Genomic DNA, 20595 nt, shown 5'->3' with positions numbered 1-20595 from the left:
AGGCCGCAAAATTACGCAAAACCAGCGGAAGTTTTATAACCGCGTCTGCATCAGGCGCATTCCAGGTTGTCGCACTCCCATAAACGCAATGTCATCCTGAGTTTTCAATTTGCGTTGCAAAATCAATGGAGTCATAACAAATCTGCTTATGGTCATCCGGAACCATGTCACCCTAAATTTATTTCAGGGTCTATTCCTGTTTCAGAATCTGCCTAAATCATGCATAGATGCCGAATAGATGCTGAAACAAGTTGCCAATGACAAGAATAATTTGGTATGTACCCCTGTATCAGGCAGCGCGCATCTATTAAACATTGGGTTCCGATCGCTCATTTAAAGTAAAACAGCATCTACCGTACCTATCCGCATATGCTTCCACAGAGCTGCATCGGATCATTTTAAGCCCGGACGGTTATTCGGGATCTTATGCCACAGGGTGCCGGCATTTTTAAACAAAGCACCGTTTACTTATATTTATAAATCAATACAGGATGAACGTCTTCCGAAGATCAGCCCTTTTCAGAACGAGTTACAGTGTCAACTTCTTCCAGGACGTGTCATTTTCCAGGACGCGTCAATCTGTGACAGTTTTTTTGTACCCATTTTAAAATTGGCACAAAAATCCTGTTACAAACATCCGTAAAGGACCGGACCTGAATCGTCCCGGGGATGATCCGGCACCTATTGATAACCAATGCTTTTGATGCCGTCCGCTGCCGCAGACGGCATCAAAAGCAGCAATTTTGTTCCGCGCTCTTAAAGCACTACTGATCCAGTACCTGGAAGGTGATGGGTTGTCTTTTATAAGCCTTTACGGGGTTCCCGTTCTGAATGGCCGCTTTCCACTTGCCCGATCTCCTGATCACCCGGATGGCTTCCGCTCCCATTCCAAACCCCGGATCCTTTATGATCTTAATATCGCTTACCGTTCCGGTTATATCCACCACAAATTGGACGATCACCTGGTAACTGCCCGGGGCAGCACCGTTGTCGATCGGCGTTTCTCCCCGGAGGTTTGTTGTCAAAAACCGCCCCCAGTCGCCCGGGTAACTGGCCTCTATCTCAACCCTTTCAAAAATCACCGGTTCTTTGTCTTTCGGTCTTACTTCCATTATGCCCTTGCTGTCCGGATCTCCCGGCGGGGGTATGGCCACATTGCCCAGCTTTTCCCCGTCAATATGTTCCAGCCCGATCTTTACATCTACCAGCTCATCCTGTGAAGGCGGCGGTGTTACCACTTTTTCATCCGGGACGATCCTCGGAACCACGAATTTTTCCGTTTCGATCTTTTTGGGTTCCTGTTGCTGCGGCGGCGGTGGCGCCGGCAGCTCTATTTTCTCCGGTTCTTTGATGTTGGTAAGATCGACGACCGTTGTTATAATAGGAACCGGCGCCTGTTTGGATGTTGTGCCTTTCAGCGCCGAGGCGCCCATAAACGTCGCAATGATCAGCCCCGTTGCGCCCAGTGCTTTTAACAGCCGCCGGTTATAAGTGCTGCGCAGTTCGTAAGCCCCATAAGCCTTGTTCCGGCCGTCGAACAGAATGTCCAGGAACGGAGCAGAAAGGATTTTTGTTGTTTCCATAATTTATGTTTTCGTTATTAAAAGAGCATAGCAGTTCCTGTTCCTGAAACAAGCTTCAGAAACCAGGCATTCTTTCTTAAAAATGTGATCAGGGAATGTATTTCAGGTCATCCGCATCCGGTGCTACCAATGCATACCGGGCAATTTTGTTGATCACCATTTCATCCAGTACATGGACCACCGTTCTGTAATCGGCGTTTTTTCCAGGTTTGATCATCACCATCAGCCTGCCTTGCCGGCAGTCGGAAACCGGCCGCTTTTCAGACAGCGCCCTGGCCTCACAGGCCGGGTCCGGGGTATACCGGGCAATCACTTCCTTCTTTTTTTGCATCAGCGCCGCCCGCAACGTCCCCGGCGCTAAAGAGTGCAGGTTCGACCCATCCGGCTTCAGCCGATCTTCATAGCAGGCAACGGCCCCGTTATTGCCGATGAGAATGGTAAAGGAACCGGATGCCGCAACGGGTGCCGGCGGACCGTCCTTGGGCATAAACAGATCCATAGTAGCCGGATCGCTCATGGTGCTGGTGTATATAAAAAAAGTGATCAGCAAAAACCCGAGATCCACCATTGGCGTCATGTCTATTCTCAGACGGGCATGCGCGGAAAGCACGCCCCTATTGCGTTTGCGGCCGATTGGCAATGTGGCCGCCCCGATGCTGTCCATTGTGCTTGTGTTTTCCTATTAGACCGCCCCGTATGACAATTCCATAAAATTCACAGGGGCTTTTTTTGAAAGGCTATCTTTGAATAAAAACGATGAGCCATTATTTTGAAGAGCTTGTTTATGAAAAGCAGGACTACACACAAAAAATAATGCCCAAAGGCGATTATGAAGCCTGCCGCTTCAGCCGTTGTGATTTCTCCGGCGCCGATCTGTCTGTGATCAACTTTATCGATTGTTCTTTTGAAGACTGTAACCTGAGCGGTGCCCACGTGCAAAAAACATCGTTCCGGGATGCGGTATTGAAGCATTGCAAGCTTGTTGGCGTACACTTTGAAGATGCGCACAGTTTTTTATTTTCACCCCGGTTCGAAAACTGCGTGCTCACGCTTAGTTCTTTTTATGGCGTAGTACTGAAGCACACTTCATTTCATCAGTGCCTCATGCAGGAAGTGGACCTTACGGATGCCGATTGCAGCAAGGTCGTATTCGACAACTGCGATTTTTCGGGCGCCCGTTTTGAAAATACCAACCTCGAAAAAGCAGACCTCACCAGCTCGTTCCACTACCTGATCGACCCGGAAAAGAATAATATCCGCAAGGCAATATTCAGCCTGCCGCAGCTTGCAGGCCTGTTGTATCGATATGATATTGTCGTCAAATAATGGCTGTTCCTTTACCGGGCATTCCAATGGTCGCATCAGCCACCGGTTTTCTCACTGCCCGGACCAGGTATTGTTGGCGCGATCCCAGTCAAGCAATTGCTTATCCGGATCAACCGTTACTTCTGTGATCTGTGTGGTGGTGGGCACTTCAAAGGTATACGTACCGCCCCGCTGCCATATTTCTACCGGCAGGTTGTAGACCTGCTGTTTACCATTGCTTTCTTTTACCAGCACCGTTGCCGGCATGGGCATTTGTTCCAGGTTCTCTATTGTAATAGCTGCACCATTTGCAGGCACACTGTTTTTGTATTTGACGCTTTGAACCCCCTGATCGATCCTCCAGTTGTGCAATACCCAACCCCGCCAGAACCAGGAAAGATCCTCCCCGCTTACATTCTCCATAGTACGGAAAAAATCCCAGGGCGTGGGATGCTTGAACGCCCAGCGCCGGATGTATTCCCGGAAAGCAGCATCAAAGCGTTTTTCTCCCAACACTACATTTCTTAACGACTGCAGCATCAGGGAGGGTTTAAAGTAAGCAGCATTTCCGAGATTGGCCTGCTGCACCACATCCGGCCGGGTCAGCAAAACATCGCCCTTATCACTAAAGACCGATTTGATCGTCTCTTCGGCTTTGGGATCATCAAAGTAACTTTGTTTCTTAAATTCACCGTTGTTAAATGCGGCACTGGACAGGCTGTTGATGTAGGTATTGAAACCTTCATCCATCCAGGCATACCGGCGTTCATTGCTGCCCACGATCATGGGAAACCAGGTATGCCCGAATTCGTGATCGGTCACACCCCATAGATCCTTCCCTTTTGATTTATAGCTGCAAAATACGATGCCCGGATACTCCATTCCGCCAACAATGCCGGCTACATTTGTTGCGGCCGGATACGGAAATTCAAACAGCTGCTTCGAATAGAATTCAATAGCACCTTTTACCATTTCGGTGCTGCGCTGCCAGCCATCCGGCCCTGTGCTTTCAACAGGGTAGGCGCTCAGCGCCATCGATCTTCTGCCACCCGGAAGGTCTATCTTAGCACCATCCAGTATAAATGCCCGGGAGGCGCCCCAGGCCACATCCCGGGTATTCTGAATTTTAAACCGCCAGGTGCTGGTTCCTTTTTTTGCGCTGATGCCCCCCTTACCAATTTCTTCCGCGCTCCGGATCACCACTGTTTTATCGCTGAGCTTTGCCGCTGCATAGCGTTTTGCTTCTTCCGGGGTAAAGCATTCCCGCGGATTCAGCAGTTCGCCGGACCCTACCACGATCATATCGGCAGGTGCGGTAACACTAAAATTGATATCACCATATTCCAGGTAAAACTCGCCCTGTCCCAGGTAAGGAAGCACATCCCAGCCCCGGATATCGTCATACACCGCCATGCGCGGGAACCACTGGGCAATTTCATACACCCATCCATTGCTGGTATTCAGCCTTCCCATGCGGTCGCTGCCATATTCGGGGACCACGAACTTATAGTCCAGGGTCAGTTTCAATTTGCCGCCCGATGCTTTCAGCGGGCTGCCCAGCCAAACCTGTGTGCGGGTATCGGTGGTCGTATATTCAGGGGTATATTTTTTTCCATCCTCTTCTACCGTTATGGACCGGATCACATCGCCTTCCGTAAACATCGCATTGGCCCAGCGCCCTCCGGATGCGGTTGTGGTAGCAGTTGCGCGGGAATCTTTACGATAGCTGTTCTGATCCATCTGCAGCCACAGGAACTTCAGTGCATCGGGGCTATTGTTGGTATAAACGATCTCCACCTTTGCCGAAACGGTATGACCGGTGGTATCCAATGTGCTTTCAATCGTGTAATCGGCGCGGTTTTGCCAGTATTTAGGTCCCGGTTCTCCGGAAGCGCTTCTGTATTCATTTCCGGCCGAGGGGTAGAAAAAAGGGGCAAATGCCTCGGTATGATTGTACTTTGACTGAGCTCCAACAGAAACGGATACGATCGCAAAAATGGCCAGCAGACTGCTCTTCTTCATATTTAAACATTTACCGGATGAAAAATTGCAAAATAATCATTCTTTTGCCGTTTGAACCGGTAAAATATGACGGGCTGCAATAAGCGCGTACGGAAGGTTAAAAACCGCCACGCAAATGATGCCTGTTGTTTCCCTGCTACAAAATATGATCGATATGCTGCTTTTTCAGCTGGCAAGCAAAAGGAAGCAGCGTAAGAAAAATGAATAAACGCATTGTTTTAAGCTTTTCAATAAAGACGCCGGGCAATTGCTCCGCTGCAACAGGGCAGCGAAAAATTAACGTTTCTTTTAGGTCTCGTCCCTGCGATGATGACCGGTAAGCTGCGGCTATATCAAAAGCGGGCATTGTCTTGCCGAAGGGGTCCGTCTCAAAAGTTATCTCAGAATGACAACATGCTATAAAGTAACTTTTAATACAATCTCTTTAACGAAGCTGTAATTTCATAAGTGCCATCGGCACGGATGCCTCTTTTGCTAAAATGATCGTTGAACCCCGCTTTTTACAGATGACGGCTGCAGCGAAGCCCAAAGTAGCGGCGATAAAAAGCCCGTACCCTTTTTGTGACGATGAGGATGCTCCCGGATCGTTTCTAAACAGCTTCTTAGAGACGGAAATGCCCGTCCGGCTTACCGGTTCACCAGCTTCATGGCGCCTTCGCTGTACCGGGCGCCTGTATGCGGATATTTTCTGACAAGGGCTTCTATCTGTTCCAGCTCTGCACCGGTCAGCACCAGGTCCACCGCACGGGCATTCTCTTCGAGGTATTTTCTCTTCTTTGTTCCGGGTATCGGGATCAGGTCGGTGCCCTGGGCCAATACCCATGCCAGCGCCAGCTGCGCCGGAGTGCAATCCTTGTTTTTTGCAAGCGCGGCAAACTCCCGTATCAGCTGGTTGTTGTTATCGGCAACATCCTCCTGGTAGCGGGGCAGGGTCTTTCTAAAATCATTGTCTGCCAGTGCCCCCGTGTCCAGGGTATTGGTCACCAGCCCCCTTGCCAGCGGGGAATACGGCACCAGGCTGATGCCCAGCTCACGAACCGTATCAAGGACCGTTCCTTCCACATCCCTTGTCAACAGGGAATATTCACTTTGCAACGCGGCAATCGGATGCACCGCATGCGCTTTGCGGATGGAAGCCGCAGAGGCCTCACTTAAACCCAGGTAACGGACCTTTCCCTGCTTTACCAGGCCCGCCATGGCGCCTACCATTTCTTCCACGGGCACATTGGGATCTATGCGATGCGCATAATACAGATCAATGGTATCGATCTTTAATCGCTGCAAACTCTTATCCACAGCCTGCTGCATCCATTCGGGCCGGCCGTCGAAATAGGTATGTATTCCATTACTGGTTCCGGCCGTATCCTCCTTAAAGCGAAATCCGAATTTGGTGGCAATAAAAACCTTATCCCTGTTGGGCACCAGCACTTTGGAGATCAGTTCTTCATTGACCCCATTGGCATACACATCAGCCGTATCCCAAAAGTTTATGCCCAGATCCAGCGCTTTATGCAAAGTAGCAATGCTTTCTGTATCGTCAACCGGACCATAAGCAAAGCTCATGCCCATACATCCAAGGCCAATGGCCGAGAGGCTTTCTCCTGTTCTTCCTAATTTTCTGTATTTCATGTTTTTGATTTTAGAGGTGCGGAGTGAAATGTTGTTGAGTGAGATGTTTTTAGCGAGCGGTTGCGTCCGGCACCGGAGCAACAAAATCAATACCCCGTTTAAGCCGGTTCCGGTTCCTTTTTGAGCAGCAACTGTAGGACCAGAAAGGCGATGGCCCCCATCATCAGGTAACCATAGCCCAGGCCCTGCTGGGTTTTCGGGTGCAATAATCCTACCACCGTGTAGCTGGCAACAGCCGTGATGATAAAATTGGCACCGCCGCTTAAACCACTGGCGAGGCCCGCCATCTGCGGGAACCGCCCCAGGCAATAGGCAAAATAATTATTAAAAATAAAACCCACACATACGTGGATTAAAAATGCGCATGCCAGCAGTGTATAAAGATTCTGCATCCAGGCTGCACTCAGGATCATCCCCAGGGTAAACAACAGCTGCAGGGCATTGCTCCTTCTGAGCTTTGGCAGGAAGGACTTGCTTAAACTGGCTTTGCCGAGGAAACCGCCACACATCCAGGCCAGGCCCATTACCAGGGCACCATAGCCCGCCACAATTGAGGAGTAGTGCATTTCGTGCTCAATGATGAATGCACCCGCCAGCCCAAAGATCATGGTTGTGCCGTAACAAAGCCCGCAGATCAGCAACCCGTATGCAAACATCCTGCTGCGCATCATGAACCGGTAGTCCTTTATTACAGAGGCCCATTTAAACCTGCGGTACACCGGAACCGTTTCGCCTGAAAAGGCCCATTCCAGTATCAGCATCAACATGCCGTAGATAGCCAGCACATAAAAATTGGCCTGCCAGTTAAAATATTGCTGCAGGTATCCCCCGATAAAGGGCGCTATGACCGGTGCAGACGACCATACGATGGACATCAGGCTCAGGTAGTGTTTCCGCTCTTCGCCCTCATACACATCCACAAAAAAAGCCCGCTTTGCCACAATGATAAAACCGGTGGTGATACCCTGCACGATGCGCATGGCATAGATCCATTCGATCTGCTTTGTAAAGATGATGACAAAATTACTGGCGATAAAAACCGCCAGGGAAACCAGTGTTAAACGAAACCGTCCATAACTGTCGATAAGACTTCCGGTAATAAATTGCGCCAGCCCATAACTTACCAGGAACAAGCTCAGCGTCAGCTGAATGGCGCCTTCCGTCTGGTGCAGGCCCTGTGCCATATGGGGCATGGAGGGAATGTAAATATCCGTTATCAGGCCGGAGAGGGGGATCAGTAAAAATGAGATCAGCGTGGCGGCCTTTTTATTCTTTTCCTGCAGCCGTCTTACACCGGATTGCTGTTGACGGGCGATCATTGATTGTGTCGGGATCATACTATTTTTTTCCACCGCAAAAATAATCACCCCCTTTTTCCGGCAGGTTACGCCAATCAAACCAATACTTACAAAAGTCAAACAATTGATTTTCGTCGGCCCGCAGGGCTCTGCCCTGTTTTTTTCTTATAAAAGTTGGTAAAGTGTGCGGGGTATTCAAATCCGAGGCTATAGGCGATCTCCGAAATATTCCAGTCCGAATGCCGCAAAAGTGCTTCAGCCTCTTTCAGGACCCGGTCTGCTATATGCGTGGATGTGGTTTTGCCGGTCACCTCTTTCACGGAACGGTTGAGATGATTTACGTGTACGGACAATTGCCGGGCATAACTTTGCGGAGTGCGCAATTGCAGCACGAGGTCGGGCGCATCAATGGGAAACTGGCGTTCCAGCAACTCGAGGAAGAGATGGGCGATCCGGGCCCCGGCGTTCACGGGTTTTTCAAATTTATCAGTAGCGCACCATTTCATAGCCTCATGGATGACGAGGTGCAGGTAATTGCGCAGCACACTGAATTTGTGCGCATAGTCGGAATGCATCTCCTGTAGCATCTTCCGGAAGATATTGCTGATCTCTTCCTGCTGCTGCTCGTTTAAGAAATAAACAGGGCGGGCGCCTGCCTTAAACAGGGGCGAATCCTGCAGGCTGAGGATCCGCTCATCGTGCTGTATAAAATCCTCGGTAAACAGACAAAACCACCCTGCCTGTTCTTCCGATTCCGCTTCCCAGGAATAAGGTACCAGGGGATTGGAGAACATCAGGGCCGGACGATCGATATGGATCCACTGGTTGGCATAATACAATTTACCGGTACCGATGATATAAGAAACCTTGTAGTAGTCGCGGCGGGAATAACTGGTATGCGGCGAACAGAATGATCTTGGAAATATATTGAAATGTCCCAGGCCCAGGCCTACATTCTGCAACGATAATTTCGAGGTATTGTGATTGATCCTTTTGTAAAACTCCTCAATGGTTTCCGGCTTTTCCATAATCCAAAGTTACAGAAATCAAACAAATCAAGCCAAAAGGCGTATTGCACAAACAAGGATCCACCCTTCCCGAAACGGCTGATGCAGGAACCAAGGACCCGGACTTCACATTGTGAAGAGCCCGGCAGTATTTTACGGGAACATTTTTTCCGCTACAGCCACGCTCTCCGGTTTACCCACGTCTACCCAGCGGTCGCCGGCATGTTCCATTCCCTTGATGGTATGCGTTTTGGCCAGGTGCAGGTACAGGTCGATGAGCGAAAATTTGCCGGTAAAAGGAATATGATCAAAGACCTCATAATTAAACGCCACTACGCAATCATACGCCCGTTGGCGTGTTGTTGAGGTTGCCCTTGAAATCCGTTCTTCGCCGGTAGCGATATTGCGCCAGCCGCAAAGCGTGTTTTCCGCATCAAATAGCAGGTAGCGGGATGTTTTCCGCTCGCTTACCGCCATTGAGATCAATGCATCGTTCTCCTTATGAAACCGTGTCAGCGCATGGATGTCCAGATCCGTAAGAATATCTGCATTACAGGTAAGAAAGGGCTCGCCGGGGGTCAACAGCGGCCTTGCCTTCAGCAGGCCGCCACCGGTTTCCAGCACGGCATCGGTTTCATCGCTGATCAGCACTTCGCTTCCCCAGCCCCTGCTCTTTTCGATCGCATCAATGATCTGATCCGCAAAATGATGTACGTTTACAATAACCCGGGTAATACCATATTGCTGCAGGTATTCAATATTCCGTTGCAGCAGGCTTCTCCCGTTGATCACCGCCAACGCTTTTGGATGTTGATCGGTCCAGGGTTTGAATCTTGTACCGAGGCCCGCGCAGAAAATGAGCGCCTGGCGGGGCCGGCTGTTTATAGTCAATGGTCCATGGTCCATAGTCATGTTTATTTTAACAATTATACAGGATCCTTTAAACGGATCATCCTCCCTGCTGCGGGTGTATAACATTTTTCTGATATGCCAGGGCGGGAACCGGAGCAGCCCGCCCGCAGCGACGCGTTGCCCCAGGAATCAAAATGTTATGCGATCCGTGCTACTGAGCACTCTATTCTCTTTGTTATATCTTTTGCTTCACTGCCTGTGGCATTCAGTTCCGCGGGTCATTGATCATGAGCTACTGGTGGAGTTCTCCCAATTCTTCGCGTCCTGCACCCAGTGATTCAGCTCCACTTTTACTTTGAACTTATTTTTCAGGTGCCGGGCCAGCGCATCGGCAGCATATACACTGCGGTGCTGGCCCCCGGTGCATCCGAAGCTCACCATCAGGCTGCTGAACCCGCGCTGGATAAAATCAGCTACCGTAATATCCACCACATCAAAAACGCTGTGCAGAAACTCCGGCATCTTTGTTTGCTGCTCCAGGTATTGGATCACCTCCTTATCGCGACCGGTTTTCGTCTTCATGTTCTCGATCCTCCCGGGGTTTAAGATGCCCCGGCAATCAAACACAAAGCCCCCGCCATCCCGATGGCTATCGGGATCATCCGCAACGGGGAGGCCTTTTTTAAAGGAAAAGCTGGATATTTTAACAACCAGCGGAGTTTCCGGCGTTGCCTGTATGGGTGTGAACTGTCCGATGACCTCCCCGGTGATGCATAGCTGCAGCACTTTGTCAAATTCCGGCACTGAAATACCCATTGCACTTTTTTGCAGAAAGGACCGCAGGTTCCTTAATGCCAGCGGAATGCTGGTTAAGAAATGGGCCTTGCGCTCAAATAATCCCCGGAACCCGTAAGCGCCCAGCACCTGCAACAAACGGATCAGCACATAGCCGTTATACTGACTTACAAATGCGGTACGGTTTAACGGCTTATCCAGCAGGGGTTCCAGTGCATCCATATACTCCACGAGCAGCCGCTCCTTCCAACCTTCCGATAAGTTGGCTCTTGCCTGCCACAGCAAAGAAGCCACATCATATTGAGGTGCACCTTTCATCCCCCCCTGGTAATCGATAAAATGCACCGAGCCGTCTTCCATTACCTGGATATTGCGGCTCTGGAAATCGCGCATCATAAAAAATTTATGATCCGTATGGGTCAGGTAGGTACTCAATGCTTCAAAGTCATCGATCAGCGCCTGTTTATCGTAGGGTTTCCTCAGCGCATCCAGGAAATAATATTTAAAATACAGCAGGTCGGCCATGATGGCCTGTTTGCCAAACTCCTTATTGGTAAGACATTTATCATAGTCCAACCCTTTATCGCCCAGCACCTGTACCTGTGCCAGCCCCGCGAGGCTGTTCCGGAAGAGCGTATATACCGCAGCCGCTTCTCCCTGCTCCTCCAAATGGTTGATCAGCGAAACATTGCCATAATCGCTCTGAAGGTAATACATCCGGTCGGCGCTTATTGCCAGGATGTTGGCTACGGGTAACTGCTGTTTCTGAAAATGGTCTGAAAAATAAAAGAAGGATTCATTTTCTTTTATATTGGCGCCATAGGTTCCGATAACCGACTGTTCCTGCTTCCAGATGCGAAAATAGCGACGTTCACTGCCTGCCTGCTGCAGCACGTCGATGGCATCCGGAGCATGACCGCTCCATTGAAGGTACAACCTGGTTATATTGTCTAATTTATCCTGCATGCGGCAAAAATAGGAGGGTTTGGGATTTGTTGTGTCTTTTTCTTATCTGGTCTGCTGCCTACCAGCTTCCGCTGGCACCTCCACCGCCGCTGCTGCCTCCGCCGCCGGAAAAGCTGCTGTGGGAAGACGATGAGGACCAGGAGGATGAACCCGAAGAACTCCAGCCGCTCCTGCTGCCGGAAGTACCCCGCCCGCCGCCTTTGATGCCGGCGACAGCCGCAAAAATAAAAGCCGCGATAAAGGCCAGCACAAACAACGCGACCATCCCGATCACCATAACATCCGGACCAAAAAACATCCCCGTTATCCAGAAGGCGCCGATCAGCGCCATCAGCACCAGGCAGATCATGCGGGCCGCACGGTACCGTACCAGCGCAAAGCCTCCAAAGGCGGGAAAGGGGGCCAGCATGATCAACCCGATCAGCAGGCCCAGGTTCCACCGCAGCAATGCCGCCAGCAGTACGCCTCCCAGTATCAGACAGGCGGCCCTGCCCGGTTTCAGCTTCCGGAGGCCCACCAACACCCCGCTTATTAAGGACAGGAACAATACCCATAAAAGCGCCCTGCCATCTTTTGTCAAATGGGAATTACCGCTGTTGCCGTATTTCAATTCCGCTACCTCCTGATCGGAAACACTCCCGTTGAGCAAGGCCCCGATCGTTGTCACTGCTTCTTTCAGTCCCGCTCCATATTCGTCGTCCTTAAAATAAGGCTTCATTTTTTTGTTGATGATGCCGCCGGCAACAAGATCGGTAATGGTTCCTTCCAATCCATATCCTACCTCTATCCGCATTTTCCGGTCGTTCTTTGCCACCAGGATCAGCACCCCGTCGTTCCGTTCTTTTGAGCCGATCCCGTTCTTCCGGAACAGTTCAGTGGCATAGTCTTCCACAGACAGGGCGCCCGTTGTGGGGATCATCACCACCACAACCTGCCGTCCGGTATGTTGTTCAATTGTGTACAGCTGCTCATTCAGGTCCTTTATATCGGCCGGCGACAGGGTACCGGTCCTGTCGGTGGTCCGTGTGCTGATCTTTAAAACATCCTGTGCCTGTCCCATGGTCAGGAAGAACAGGGCCAGCAGGAATAAACCTGTTTTTCCAACGCCCTTCGGACCATACATTTTTATTTGCATGCAAATATTTTTTTTGACGGTTGCTGTTCCATCCGGTTTGCTGACAATGGACCATCGCATACAGCATGCTAAAGTTAGCTATGAAGCCCCTTTTTAATGCAGGCAGCTTCATTTTTTTTGTACCTTAGCCCTAAAGGTTTTTTATGGCAGTAATACTTCCTGTTGAAGACAAGTATCCACAGTTAGGCAATAATTGTTTTGTGGCGCCCAATGCTACCATCGTCGGAGACGTGGTTGCGGGGGAAGCCTGCAGCTTCTGGTTCAATACCGTGGTACGGGGCGATGTGAATTTTATCCGCATCGGCAACAAGGTAAATGTGCAGGACGGGGTCATCATCCATTGCACCTATCAGAAATGCGGCACCACCATCGGGCACAATGTTTCCATAGGCCACAATGCCATTGTACACGGATGCACCATCCACGACAATGTATTGGTGGGCATGGGTGCCATCATTATGGACAATGCGGTGGTTCACAGTAACACCATTATCGCAGCAGGTGCGGTGGTGCTGGAAAATACCATTTGCAGCCCGGGCAGTATCTATGCCGGCACACCGGCAAAAAAGGTAAAAGATATCTCGCAGGAGCTGCTCAGTGGTGAGATCGACCGGATCGCTAACAATTATGTCCGGTATTCCGGTTGGTTCAAAGATGCCAATGAGGCAGACCTCCATTTCAAAAAAGAGCAATAGATCACCGGCAATAAGCCGCTGAAGATACGGCTATTTCCCGGCATCTCCTCCGGAAGACACCGCGGGAAAAGAAAGTCGGGACATTGAACGGTTTTTGACCGCTTAATAGCCTTTTTGTTCGTCCAGGCTGTCCAGGATATTCAGATAGCTGATATACCGTTTTTCATCGATATCCCCGTCGGCCACGGCCTGCTTCACGGCGCATTTTGGTTCGTTTACATGCATGCAGTTATTATAGCGGCAATCTTTAAGCCGTTCCCGCATTTCGGGGAAATAGTGCGACAGCTCCTCCCGGTCGAGGTTAGTGATCGCCAGTTCCCGGATGCCCGGTGTATCAATGATCCGGCCTCCTCCGGGCAGGTCATACATCGTAGCAAAAGTGGTGGTGTGCATTCCCTTTCCGCTCCAGCCGCTGACATCCTGCGTTTTGATCCCTTCCCCCGGCAGCAGGCTATTGATCAGCGACGACTTTCCCACCCCGCTGTGCCCGCTGATCAGGGTGGTTTTATCCTGGAGCAACCGGTCCAGCTCCTCCAGGCCCTGTTTTTTTTGTACACTGACGGAATCAACCCGGTACCCCAGCGAGCGGTATATTGCGGACAGCTCTTCATAAATGCCCAGCTCCTTCTCCCGGTAAATATCTGTTTTATTGAACAGGAGGATGGCGGGCACATGATACATTTCGCAAACCACAAGAAAACGGTCAATGAATCCCCGGGAGGTGCGCGGCTCTTTCAGGGTAGCGATCAAAACAGACTGATCAAGGTTGGCGGCAATAATATGCTGCTGGTATTTTACACGCGGCGACTGCCGGTTAATATAATTGCTGCGCGGAAAGATCTCGTCAATGACGGCCGTGCCTTCAGCTCCTTCTTCGGTTTCTATATTCACCCAGTCGCCCACCGCAAGAGGGTTTGTGCTCGTAATGTCCTCAATTCTGAAGACACCTTTGATCCGTGCATTCAGAAATTCTCCGGCTTCGCTTTTAACGGTGTACCAACTTCCGGTCGATTTATAGACTAAGGCTTTCAAAGTTTCAGGTTTAAGCCCGCCCGGATGACCCGGTAGGACTGGGTTTAAGGGTCAACATTGACATTGCACCTTAAACGTTGAACTCCAAACAAAAATCATACACTGATCTTAAAATCGCGCAGTGCGTCATTCAGGCTCGTTTTCAGGTCTGTACTTGCCTTGCGTTTTCCGATGATCAATGCGCAATTCACATGATATTCCCCCGCAGGGAATTTTTTTGCATACGATCCGGGGATCACCACGCTCCGTGCCGGAACCCGTCCCTTTCCTTCTATGGGAATGGATCCGCTTACATCGATGATCTTGGTGCTCTGGGTCAGTACTACGTTGGCACCCAGGACCGCTTCTTTTTCAACGATCACGCCTTCCACAACAATGGAGCGGCTTCCGAGAAAGCAGCCGTCTTCAATGATCACCGGGCTTGCCTGCAGCGGTTCCAGCACACCGCCAATGCCCACACCACCGCTCAGGTGCACATTTTTACCGATCTGCGCGCAGCTGCCCACGGTGGCCCAGGTATCCACCATAGTTCCTTCACCTACATATGCCCCAATGTTCACATAGGAGGGCATCAGCACCACATTGGGTGCCAGGTAAGCGCCGTAGCGCGCCACTGCGTGCGGCACGGCACGTACCCCGATATCCTTGTAATTTTTCTTCAGCAGCATTTTATCATAGAACTCAAAGGGCGGCAGATCCCAGGTTTGCATCTTCTGGATACCAAAATACATCAGGATGGCCTGCTTTACCCACTCATTCACTTTCCATTTTTTGCCATCGGGCTCCGCAACACGCAGTTCCCCTTTATCCAATGCCGCAATTACTCCATGAATGGCATCGGTGTACTTACTGTCTTTCAATAAATCCCTGTTGGCCCAGGCCTCGGTAATCAAGTCTTGCATAATCTTTTTTTGTACGGGCAAAGATAGCGTTTTGAGGAACGTTTAAAGTTCCACTTTTAAAGTTTAAGGTCCGCAACCGGTTCCGGCCCCGATGTTGAATCTTCTTTCGAAAGCCCGGGGCTCTCATTCCCACATTCCCAAATTTTCAAATTCTCACATTAAAAATGACGTTCTTTGCATTCATGAATATAGGGTTCGACGCTAAAAGGGCATATCACAACAATACGGGACTCGGTTTTTTCAGCAGGGTATTGATCCGCCTGCTGGCCGGTCATTACCCGGAGCACGCGTATTACCTGTTCAATCCCAAACCCGGAAAATCCTTTCACCCGGAACAACCGAATATTCATGAAATACGGCCATCAAAGGCCTTGCACCGCGTTTTCAGTGCCGCCTGGCGAAGCCGCTGGGTAACCCGCGACCTTGTCCGGATGGGGATCGACCTGTACCACGGGCTGAGCCACGAGATCCCTGCCGGCATCCCCCAAACCGGGATCCCTTCGGTGGTAACCATACACGATCTGTTCCCGGAGATCTATCCGGAGCAGTACAAGCCCATTGATGTAAAGATCTATCGTGCAAAATTGCGTTATGCCTGCCGGCATGCTACCCGCATCATGGCCATCAGCGAAGAAACCAGGGGCCATATCATAAAGACCTATGATATCCCCGCTGAAAAAGTACGGGTGATCTATCAGAGCTGTGCTCCTGCATTTATGGTGATGGAATCCGAAGAAAAAAAGGAAGCCGTGCGGAAAAAATACGCCCTGCCGGAAGCCTTTTTCTTACATGTAGGAACGATCATTGAGCGCAAGAACCTGCTGAATATCTGCAAGGCCATGAACCAGATCCGCAATGAGATCCCCATTCCCCTGGTGGTTGTGGGCAACGACGGCGGGTTCAAAGATAAAGTGGCCGCTTACCTGAAGGAAGTACAATTGGAGGACCGCGTTTACTTTTTATCCGAACAACTGGCCCTGGCCGGAAAACGGCCCTTCGTGGAAACAGAGGACCTGCCGGCTTTGTACCAGCTGGCCACCGCCATGATCTATCCTTCTTATTTTGAAGGGTTCGGGATGCCGATCGTCGAGGCCATGGCCGGTGGAGTGCCCGTGATCACCGCTACCACATCCTGCCTTCCGGAAATTGCAGGCAACGCCGCCTGGCTGGCAGACCCCGACAGTCCGGAAGAAATGGCCAACGGTTTCCGGAAGATCTATACCGATGCGATCTTTGCCGCAACGCTCCGTCAGCAGGGGCTGGAGAACGCAAAACGGTTCCTCCCCGAAGTATATGCAGGCCATGTGATGAAACTTTATCAATCTATTTTATAAGAACAACGATGCACTCTTTTGAACAAGACATAAAAAAAAGTGTTGCCGTGCTCGAAGCCGGGGGCGTGCTCCTTTACCCTACAGATACCGTATGGGGCCTGGGCTGCGATGCCACCGATGCGGACGCCGTTTCAAAGATCTATAACATAAAACAAAGAAGCGACAGCAAAGCCATGATCGTGCTGGTGACCGGAGAGCGGGATGTAATACAATACACCGCATCGGTAGACCTCAGCCTGTTTGATTACCTGGAAACCGCCACGCGGCCTACAACCGTCATTTATGAGCACGGGATCGGGTTTGCGGAAAACCTGACCGCAGCCGACGGAAGTATTGCCATACGCATCTGCAGGGATGAATTCTGCAGGGCCCTGATCAAACGCTTTGGCAAACCCATTGTTTCCACTTCGGCAAATATTTCGGGGGTGCCTGCCCCTGCTCATTTCAGCGCCATCGCGGATGCGATCAAAAAACAGGCGGACTTTGTGGTAGAACACCGGCGCGATGATCAGACACCGCACCTGCCCTCCTCCATCATCCGCTGGAAAGACGGGGAAGTGGAAGTGATCCGGTGAAGATCCTGTCTGATCAAATCTCAAATCCCAAATTACAAATCCCAATTCTCAAACCTGCACTATATTTGCCGGTCAGATGGATATTCAATTAAGCGCCCAGGAGCTGGAAATGATCAATAAAGTAGCCGCTGCCACCCAGGAACTCGGTGTGGAGAGCTATTTGGTGGGAGGATTCGTACGTGACAAGCTCTTAAACCGGCCCACCAGCGACGCGGATATTGTTACCGTAGGAGACGGCATTGAACTGGCAAAAGCAGTGGCCGCCAAATGCATCCCCTTGCCCCAGGTAAACTATTTTAAAAATTTCGGGACCGCGCACATTCACACTGCCGGCTTTGATGTGGAATTTGTGGGCGCACGTAAAGAAAGTTACCAACGCAACAGCCGCAAGCCGCAGGTAAGCCCCGGCACCCTCGAAGACGACCAGAACCGCCGTGATTTTACCATCAATGCCATGGCCATCAGTCTGAACAAAGCAAACTACGGACAATTGGTAGACCCGTTCAACGGCCGGCAGCATCTGCAGGACAAAACGATCATCACGCCGCTGGATCCGGATCAGACATTCAGCGACGACCCGTTGCGCATGATGCGGGCGATCCGCTTTGCCACGCAGCTCAATTTTACCATTGAGGCCGGCACCCTGGCTTCCATCGCAAAGAATAAGGACCGTATCCGGATCATTTCCCAGGAGCGCATTACCGATGAGCTGAATAAAATCATCCTAGCCTCCAGGCCTTCTGCCGGCTTCGACCTGCTTTACAAAACCGGTCTGCTCAAAATCATTTTTCCAAAAATGGTAGACCTGGCCGGCGCGGAATTCAAGGAAGGGATCGGGCATAAAGATAATTTTTACCATACCCTGCAGGTGCTGGACAATATCAGCACCAACACCAACGATCTATGGCTGCGATGGGCTGCTATCCTGCACGATATTGCCAAACCGGCCACCAAACGCTTTGAAGAAGGGGCCGGATGGACCTTTCACGGGCACGAAGTGGTGGGCGGCCGTATGGTTCCCAGGCTTTTTGCCCAAATGAAATTGCCGCAAAATGAAAAAATGCGGCTTGTTAAAAAACTGGTGGAGCTGCACCTGAGGCCGATCAGCCTTTCCAAAGAGGACATTACCGACTCCGCTATCCGGCGGTTGCTCTTTGATGCGGGCGAGGATTTTGAAGCCCTGATGCTGCTTTGTGAGGCAGATATTACCAGTAAAAACAAAAAAAAGGTCCAGCGTTTTTTAGACAATTTCAAGCTGGTACGGGAGCGTTGCAGGGAAGTAGAGGAAAAGGACCAGATCCGGAACTGGCAACCGCCGGTGGATGGACTGGAAATTATGCGGCTGTTTAACCTGACCCCCTCAAAGACCGTCGGCATTTTGAAAGACGCCCTAAAAGACGCCATACTGGACGGGGAAATTCCCAATACAAAAGAAGCCGCGCTGGAGTTCCTGAACAAGAAGGCAAAGGAAACAGGCATTTTGTAAAAACAGGCGGCGGCGATGCCGCTTCGGCGGGTATTCCAGGTCCTGCAGATACGCAAAGCGGGTCAGGTGGTGGTTTGTTTTTGACTGCTACTGCGTTAAATTTTTCGCGAAAGCACTCGGGATGCCTTGTTCCGCTCCAAAATAGCTTCATAATAAGTTCCATCAATAAAATTTAAACAGGCCCTTAGAAGCTGTTAAAAAACAAAGTTTTGATGCTCCTTATAAGCGCCATCCGGCGTGTTGTTGTCTTTAAAGCCGCGCTTTAGCACGGCTTTAAAGAGGCTGTAACTTCATAAGTGCCATGGGCATGGATCATTATGCCCCGAGCCCATGGCTCTCTGTTGCTCTTTTGGACGTATAAACGGGTTAAAACCCGTTCTTGCCGGACCTTTCGAGGCCATGCCTCTTTTGTAAAAACGATCGTTGAACCCCGCTTTTACAGATGGTGGCTACTGCGAAGCCACAAGAGAGGCGATAAAAAGCCGGTACCTTTTGTGATGATAAGGATGCTCCTGGATCGTTTTTAAAAAGATTCTTATTTCTTTAGAAAATAATCGAAAAAGAGATAGGCCACTTCATTGGATGCATCGTTCGGATCGTGTTTAGGCCGGTTTGTCATGGCTACCCGGTTGGCATACCCCAACAGGCGATTTACCTGTACCAGGTGGTTAAGCGCCGTCCATCGTTCCGGAGGGTCCGAAGACCCACCCGATACCAGGAAGGGGCGCGGCGCCATCAGGGCCATCACCTCATGCAGATCATATCCTTCTTTGATCAATTTTGGATAAAGGCCCTTTGCATCCGCTGTATTTCCCTTTTTTCGCCAGGTATCTTTCCAGGGCGGCGGGTAGTAACCCAGGTACCAGGGCTCCCAATAGTTTACCGCGCTGCCTTTGGTTTCATCAAATACCACCCCGGGGTCCGACCATACCGCACAGGCAAATTTATCGAACAGGCAGGATGCAAACAGGGCCCATTTGCCTCCGAATGAATGCCCCATGATCCCGATCCGCCGGTCATCCACATAGGACAATCCTGCCAAAAGATACCAGGCATTCGCGGCAGTATAAGCCAGCATCGACAAGGGTGCTACCGTTGCGTTCTCTAAAGAAGGATAATAAACCGAGTACGTACCCGCTTTTGAGGCCTCAGTGGTACCCAACGACAAGGTAACATAGCCCCTTCTGGCCAGCTGAAGGGCAAAATCACGGTGAGGCTTTCCCGCGCCGATCGCTGTTTCCGGCTCATAAAACGTTGTGATCACAGCTGGTAGTTTTCCCTTGGTACGGGGTACGCACAGGTAGGCAATGGTTTTTTCTGCGGGGGTCCAGCTAAACCGGATCCGGTACTGTATAAACCCTTCCCTTGAGGTGGTATCCAGCACTTCCATCTCCTGCTTTTTTATAAATGGCGGCCAGTGGCCCATCATTTGATTCCATGTGTCTGCTATTTCGGCCCGCCGTTCCTTCCATGCCTTTTTGGTCAAGACCGTATCCCCGTTATAAAACCGCAACAGCGGCCGGTAGGAACCAAGATCATCCTTAAAGGCGGCCGGTGGCGTAAAATACCGGGAAATACGATCCCATACCGCACTCTTTGTTAACCGCTGGCCATTAGCGGTACCCATTAGAACCGCCATTAACAGGCCTGAAAGAAGCAGGTTTTTATTTTTCATACCGGGTCTTTTTGGTTATCGTTATACCGATTGGATATCCGCAACATACCAATTCCATTGGCCTAAACGGCTATCATACTGATAGCGTCAGCATTTGCCATTAACGTATTATCAGATAAAGGCCAGATCTCCGTGTGCACGCCGTTCATCTCTGTAACCAGGCGTATCCAACGGACGCTTCCGGCCGCAGCCCGGCGATAATTCCGGTACCCGTTGTGTGGTTACCGGTGCGCTGCACCTTTCTCCATCTGCTATTTCCGTTTACTCATAAGATCACGCTGCGCTGCAGCTTCCAATAACAGGA

At 50.6% G+C, this 20595-nt stretch carries 17 protein-coding genes; 5 read left to right on the top strand and 12 right to left on the bottom strand.

What is annotated here, in order from left to right; genetic code table 11:
- Positions 1-764: 764 nt before the first annotated feature.
- On the bottom strand, positions 765-1583 hold the full coding sequence (locus B160_RS0125170; protein WP_018630736.1) for an energy transducer TonB: 819 nt from the start codon (positions 1581-1583) through the stop codon (positions 765-767).
- 88 nt (positions 1584-1671) lie between these two features.
- A complete protein-coding gene (locus B160_RS0125165; protein ID WP_018630735.1) occupies positions 1672-2247 on the bottom strand; it encodes an ExbD/TolR family protein in 576 nt (191 codons plus the stop codon).
- A gap of 92 nt (positions 2248-2339) precedes the next feature.
- On the opposite strand from B160_RS0125165, the gene B160_RS0125160 reads away from it, so the two are divergent.
- The gene (locus B160_RS0125160) at positions 2340-2909 is read left to right on the top strand and encodes a pentapeptide repeat-containing protein (protein WP_018630734.1); all 570 of its coding nucleotides are present in this window, start codon (positions 2340-2342) and stop codon (positions 2907-2909) included.
- Positions 2910-2960: 51 nt separating this feature from the next.
- On the opposite strand, the gene B160_RS0125155 is transcribed toward B160_RS0125160, so the two are convergent.
- The 7 genes from B160_RS0125155 to B160_RS0125120 form a co-directional block, all read right to left on the bottom strand.
- Positions 2961-4910: a M1 family metallopeptidase gene (locus B160_RS0125155; protein ID WP_018630733.1), complete on the bottom strand. Its 1950-nt coding sequence runs from the start codon at positions 4908-4910 to the stop codon at positions 2961-2963.
- A 627-nt stretch (positions 4911-5537) separates the two neighbouring features.
- A complete protein-coding gene (locus B160_RS0125145; protein WP_018630731.1) occupies positions 5538-6539 on the bottom strand; it encodes an aldo/keto reductase in 1002 nt (333 codons plus the stop codon).
- Between the two features lie 98 nt (positions 6540-6637).
- Entirely contained in the window at positions 6638-7876 is a 1239-nt protein-coding gene (locus tag B160_RS0125140; protein ID WP_245562280.1) for an MFS transporter, read from the bottom strand.
- Between the two features lie 77 nt (positions 7877-7953).
- Positions 7954-8865: a helix-turn-helix domain-containing protein gene (locus B160_RS0125135; RefSeq protein WP_018630729.1), complete on the bottom strand. Its 912-nt coding sequence runs from the start codon at positions 8863-8865 to the stop codon at positions 7954-7956.
- A 132-nt stretch (positions 8866-8997) separates the two neighbouring features.
- The gene (locus tag B160_RS0125130; RefSeq protein ID WP_157558223.1) at positions 8998-9756 is read right to left on the bottom strand and encodes a nucleotidyltransferase family protein; all 759 of its coding nucleotides are present in this window, start codon (positions 9754-9756) and stop codon (positions 8998-9000) included.
- 225 nt (positions 9757-9981) lie between these two features.
- Positions 9982-11457 carry a RapZ C-terminal domain-containing protein gene (locus tag B160_RS0125125; RefSeq protein WP_018630727.1) on the bottom strand — a complete coding sequence of 492 codons (1476 nt, stop codon included), beginning with the start codon at positions 11455-11457 and terminating at the stop codon, positions 9982-9984.
- A 58-nt stretch (positions 11458-11515) separates the two neighbouring features.
- Complete coding sequence (locus tag B160_RS0125120; protein WP_169540131.1) at positions 11516-12592, bottom strand: TPM domain-containing protein; 1077 nt, start codon at positions 12590-12592, stop codon at positions 11516-11518.
- A 143-nt stretch (positions 12593-12735) separates the two neighbouring features.
- On the opposite strand from B160_RS0125120, the gene B160_RS0125115 reads away from it, so the two are divergent.
- Positions 12736-13287, top strand: a complete 552-nt coding sequence (locus B160_RS0125115) for a gamma carbonic anhydrase family protein (RefSeq protein WP_018630725.1) — start codon at positions 12736-12738, stop codon at positions 13285-13287.
- Positions 13288-13389: 102 nt separating this feature from the next.
- On the opposite strand, the gene rsgA is transcribed toward B160_RS0125115, so the two are convergent.
- On the bottom strand, positions 13390-14319 hold the full coding sequence (gene rsgA, locus B160_RS0125110) for a ribosome small subunit-dependent GTPase A (RefSeq protein WP_018630724.1): 930 nt from the start codon (positions 14317-14319) through the stop codon (positions 13390-13392).
- 95 nt (positions 14320-14414) lie between these two features.
- Complete coding sequence (locus B160_RS0125105) at positions 14415-15221, bottom strand: 2,3,4,5-tetrahydropyridine-2,6-dicarboxylate N-succinyltransferase (protein WP_026310022.1); 807 nt, start codon at positions 15219-15221, stop codon at positions 14415-14417.
- 164 nt (positions 15222-15385) lie between these two features.
- Here B160_RS0125105 and B160_RS0125100 point away from each other — a divergent pair, with 164 nt between their 5' ends.
- The 3 genes from B160_RS0125100 to B160_RS0125090 all read left to right on the top strand — a co-directional run bounded on the left by B160_RS0125100 (position 15386) and on the right by B160_RS0125090 (position 18616).
- Entirely contained in the window at positions 15386-16555 is a 1170-nt protein-coding gene (locus tag B160_RS0125100; RefSeq protein ID WP_018630722.1) for a glycosyltransferase family 4 protein, read from the top strand.
- Positions 16556-16563: 8 nt separating this feature from the next.
- Positions 16564-17130, top strand: a complete 567-nt coding sequence (locus tag B160_RS0125095) for an L-threonylcarbamoyladenylate synthase (protein WP_018630721.1) — start codon at positions 16564-16566, stop codon at positions 17128-17130.
- A 76-nt stretch (positions 17131-17206) separates the two neighbouring features.
- Positions 17207-18616, top strand: coding sequence for a CCA tRNA nucleotidyltransferase (locus B160_RS0125090; RefSeq protein WP_018630720.1), 1410 nt, complete (start codon positions 17207-17209; stop codon positions 18614-18616).
- A gap of 535 nt (positions 18617-19151) precedes the next feature.
- Here B160_RS0125090 and B160_RS0125085 read toward each other — a convergent pair.
- Positions 19152-20291, bottom strand: coding sequence for a prolyl oligopeptidase family serine peptidase (locus B160_RS0125085; RefSeq protein ID WP_018630719.1), 1140 nt, complete (start codon positions 20289-20291; stop codon positions 19152-19154).
- Positions 20292-20595: the final 304 nt, after the last annotated feature.

Source organism: Niabella aurantiaca DSM 17617 (genome assembly GCF_000374125.1).
GTDB lineage: Bacteria > Bacteroidota > Bacteroidia > Chitinophagales > Chitinophagaceae > Niabella > Niabella aurantiaca.
Note: the sequence above shows the minus strand (reverse complement) of the source record. Positions and strands in the feature narration are given on the sequence as shown.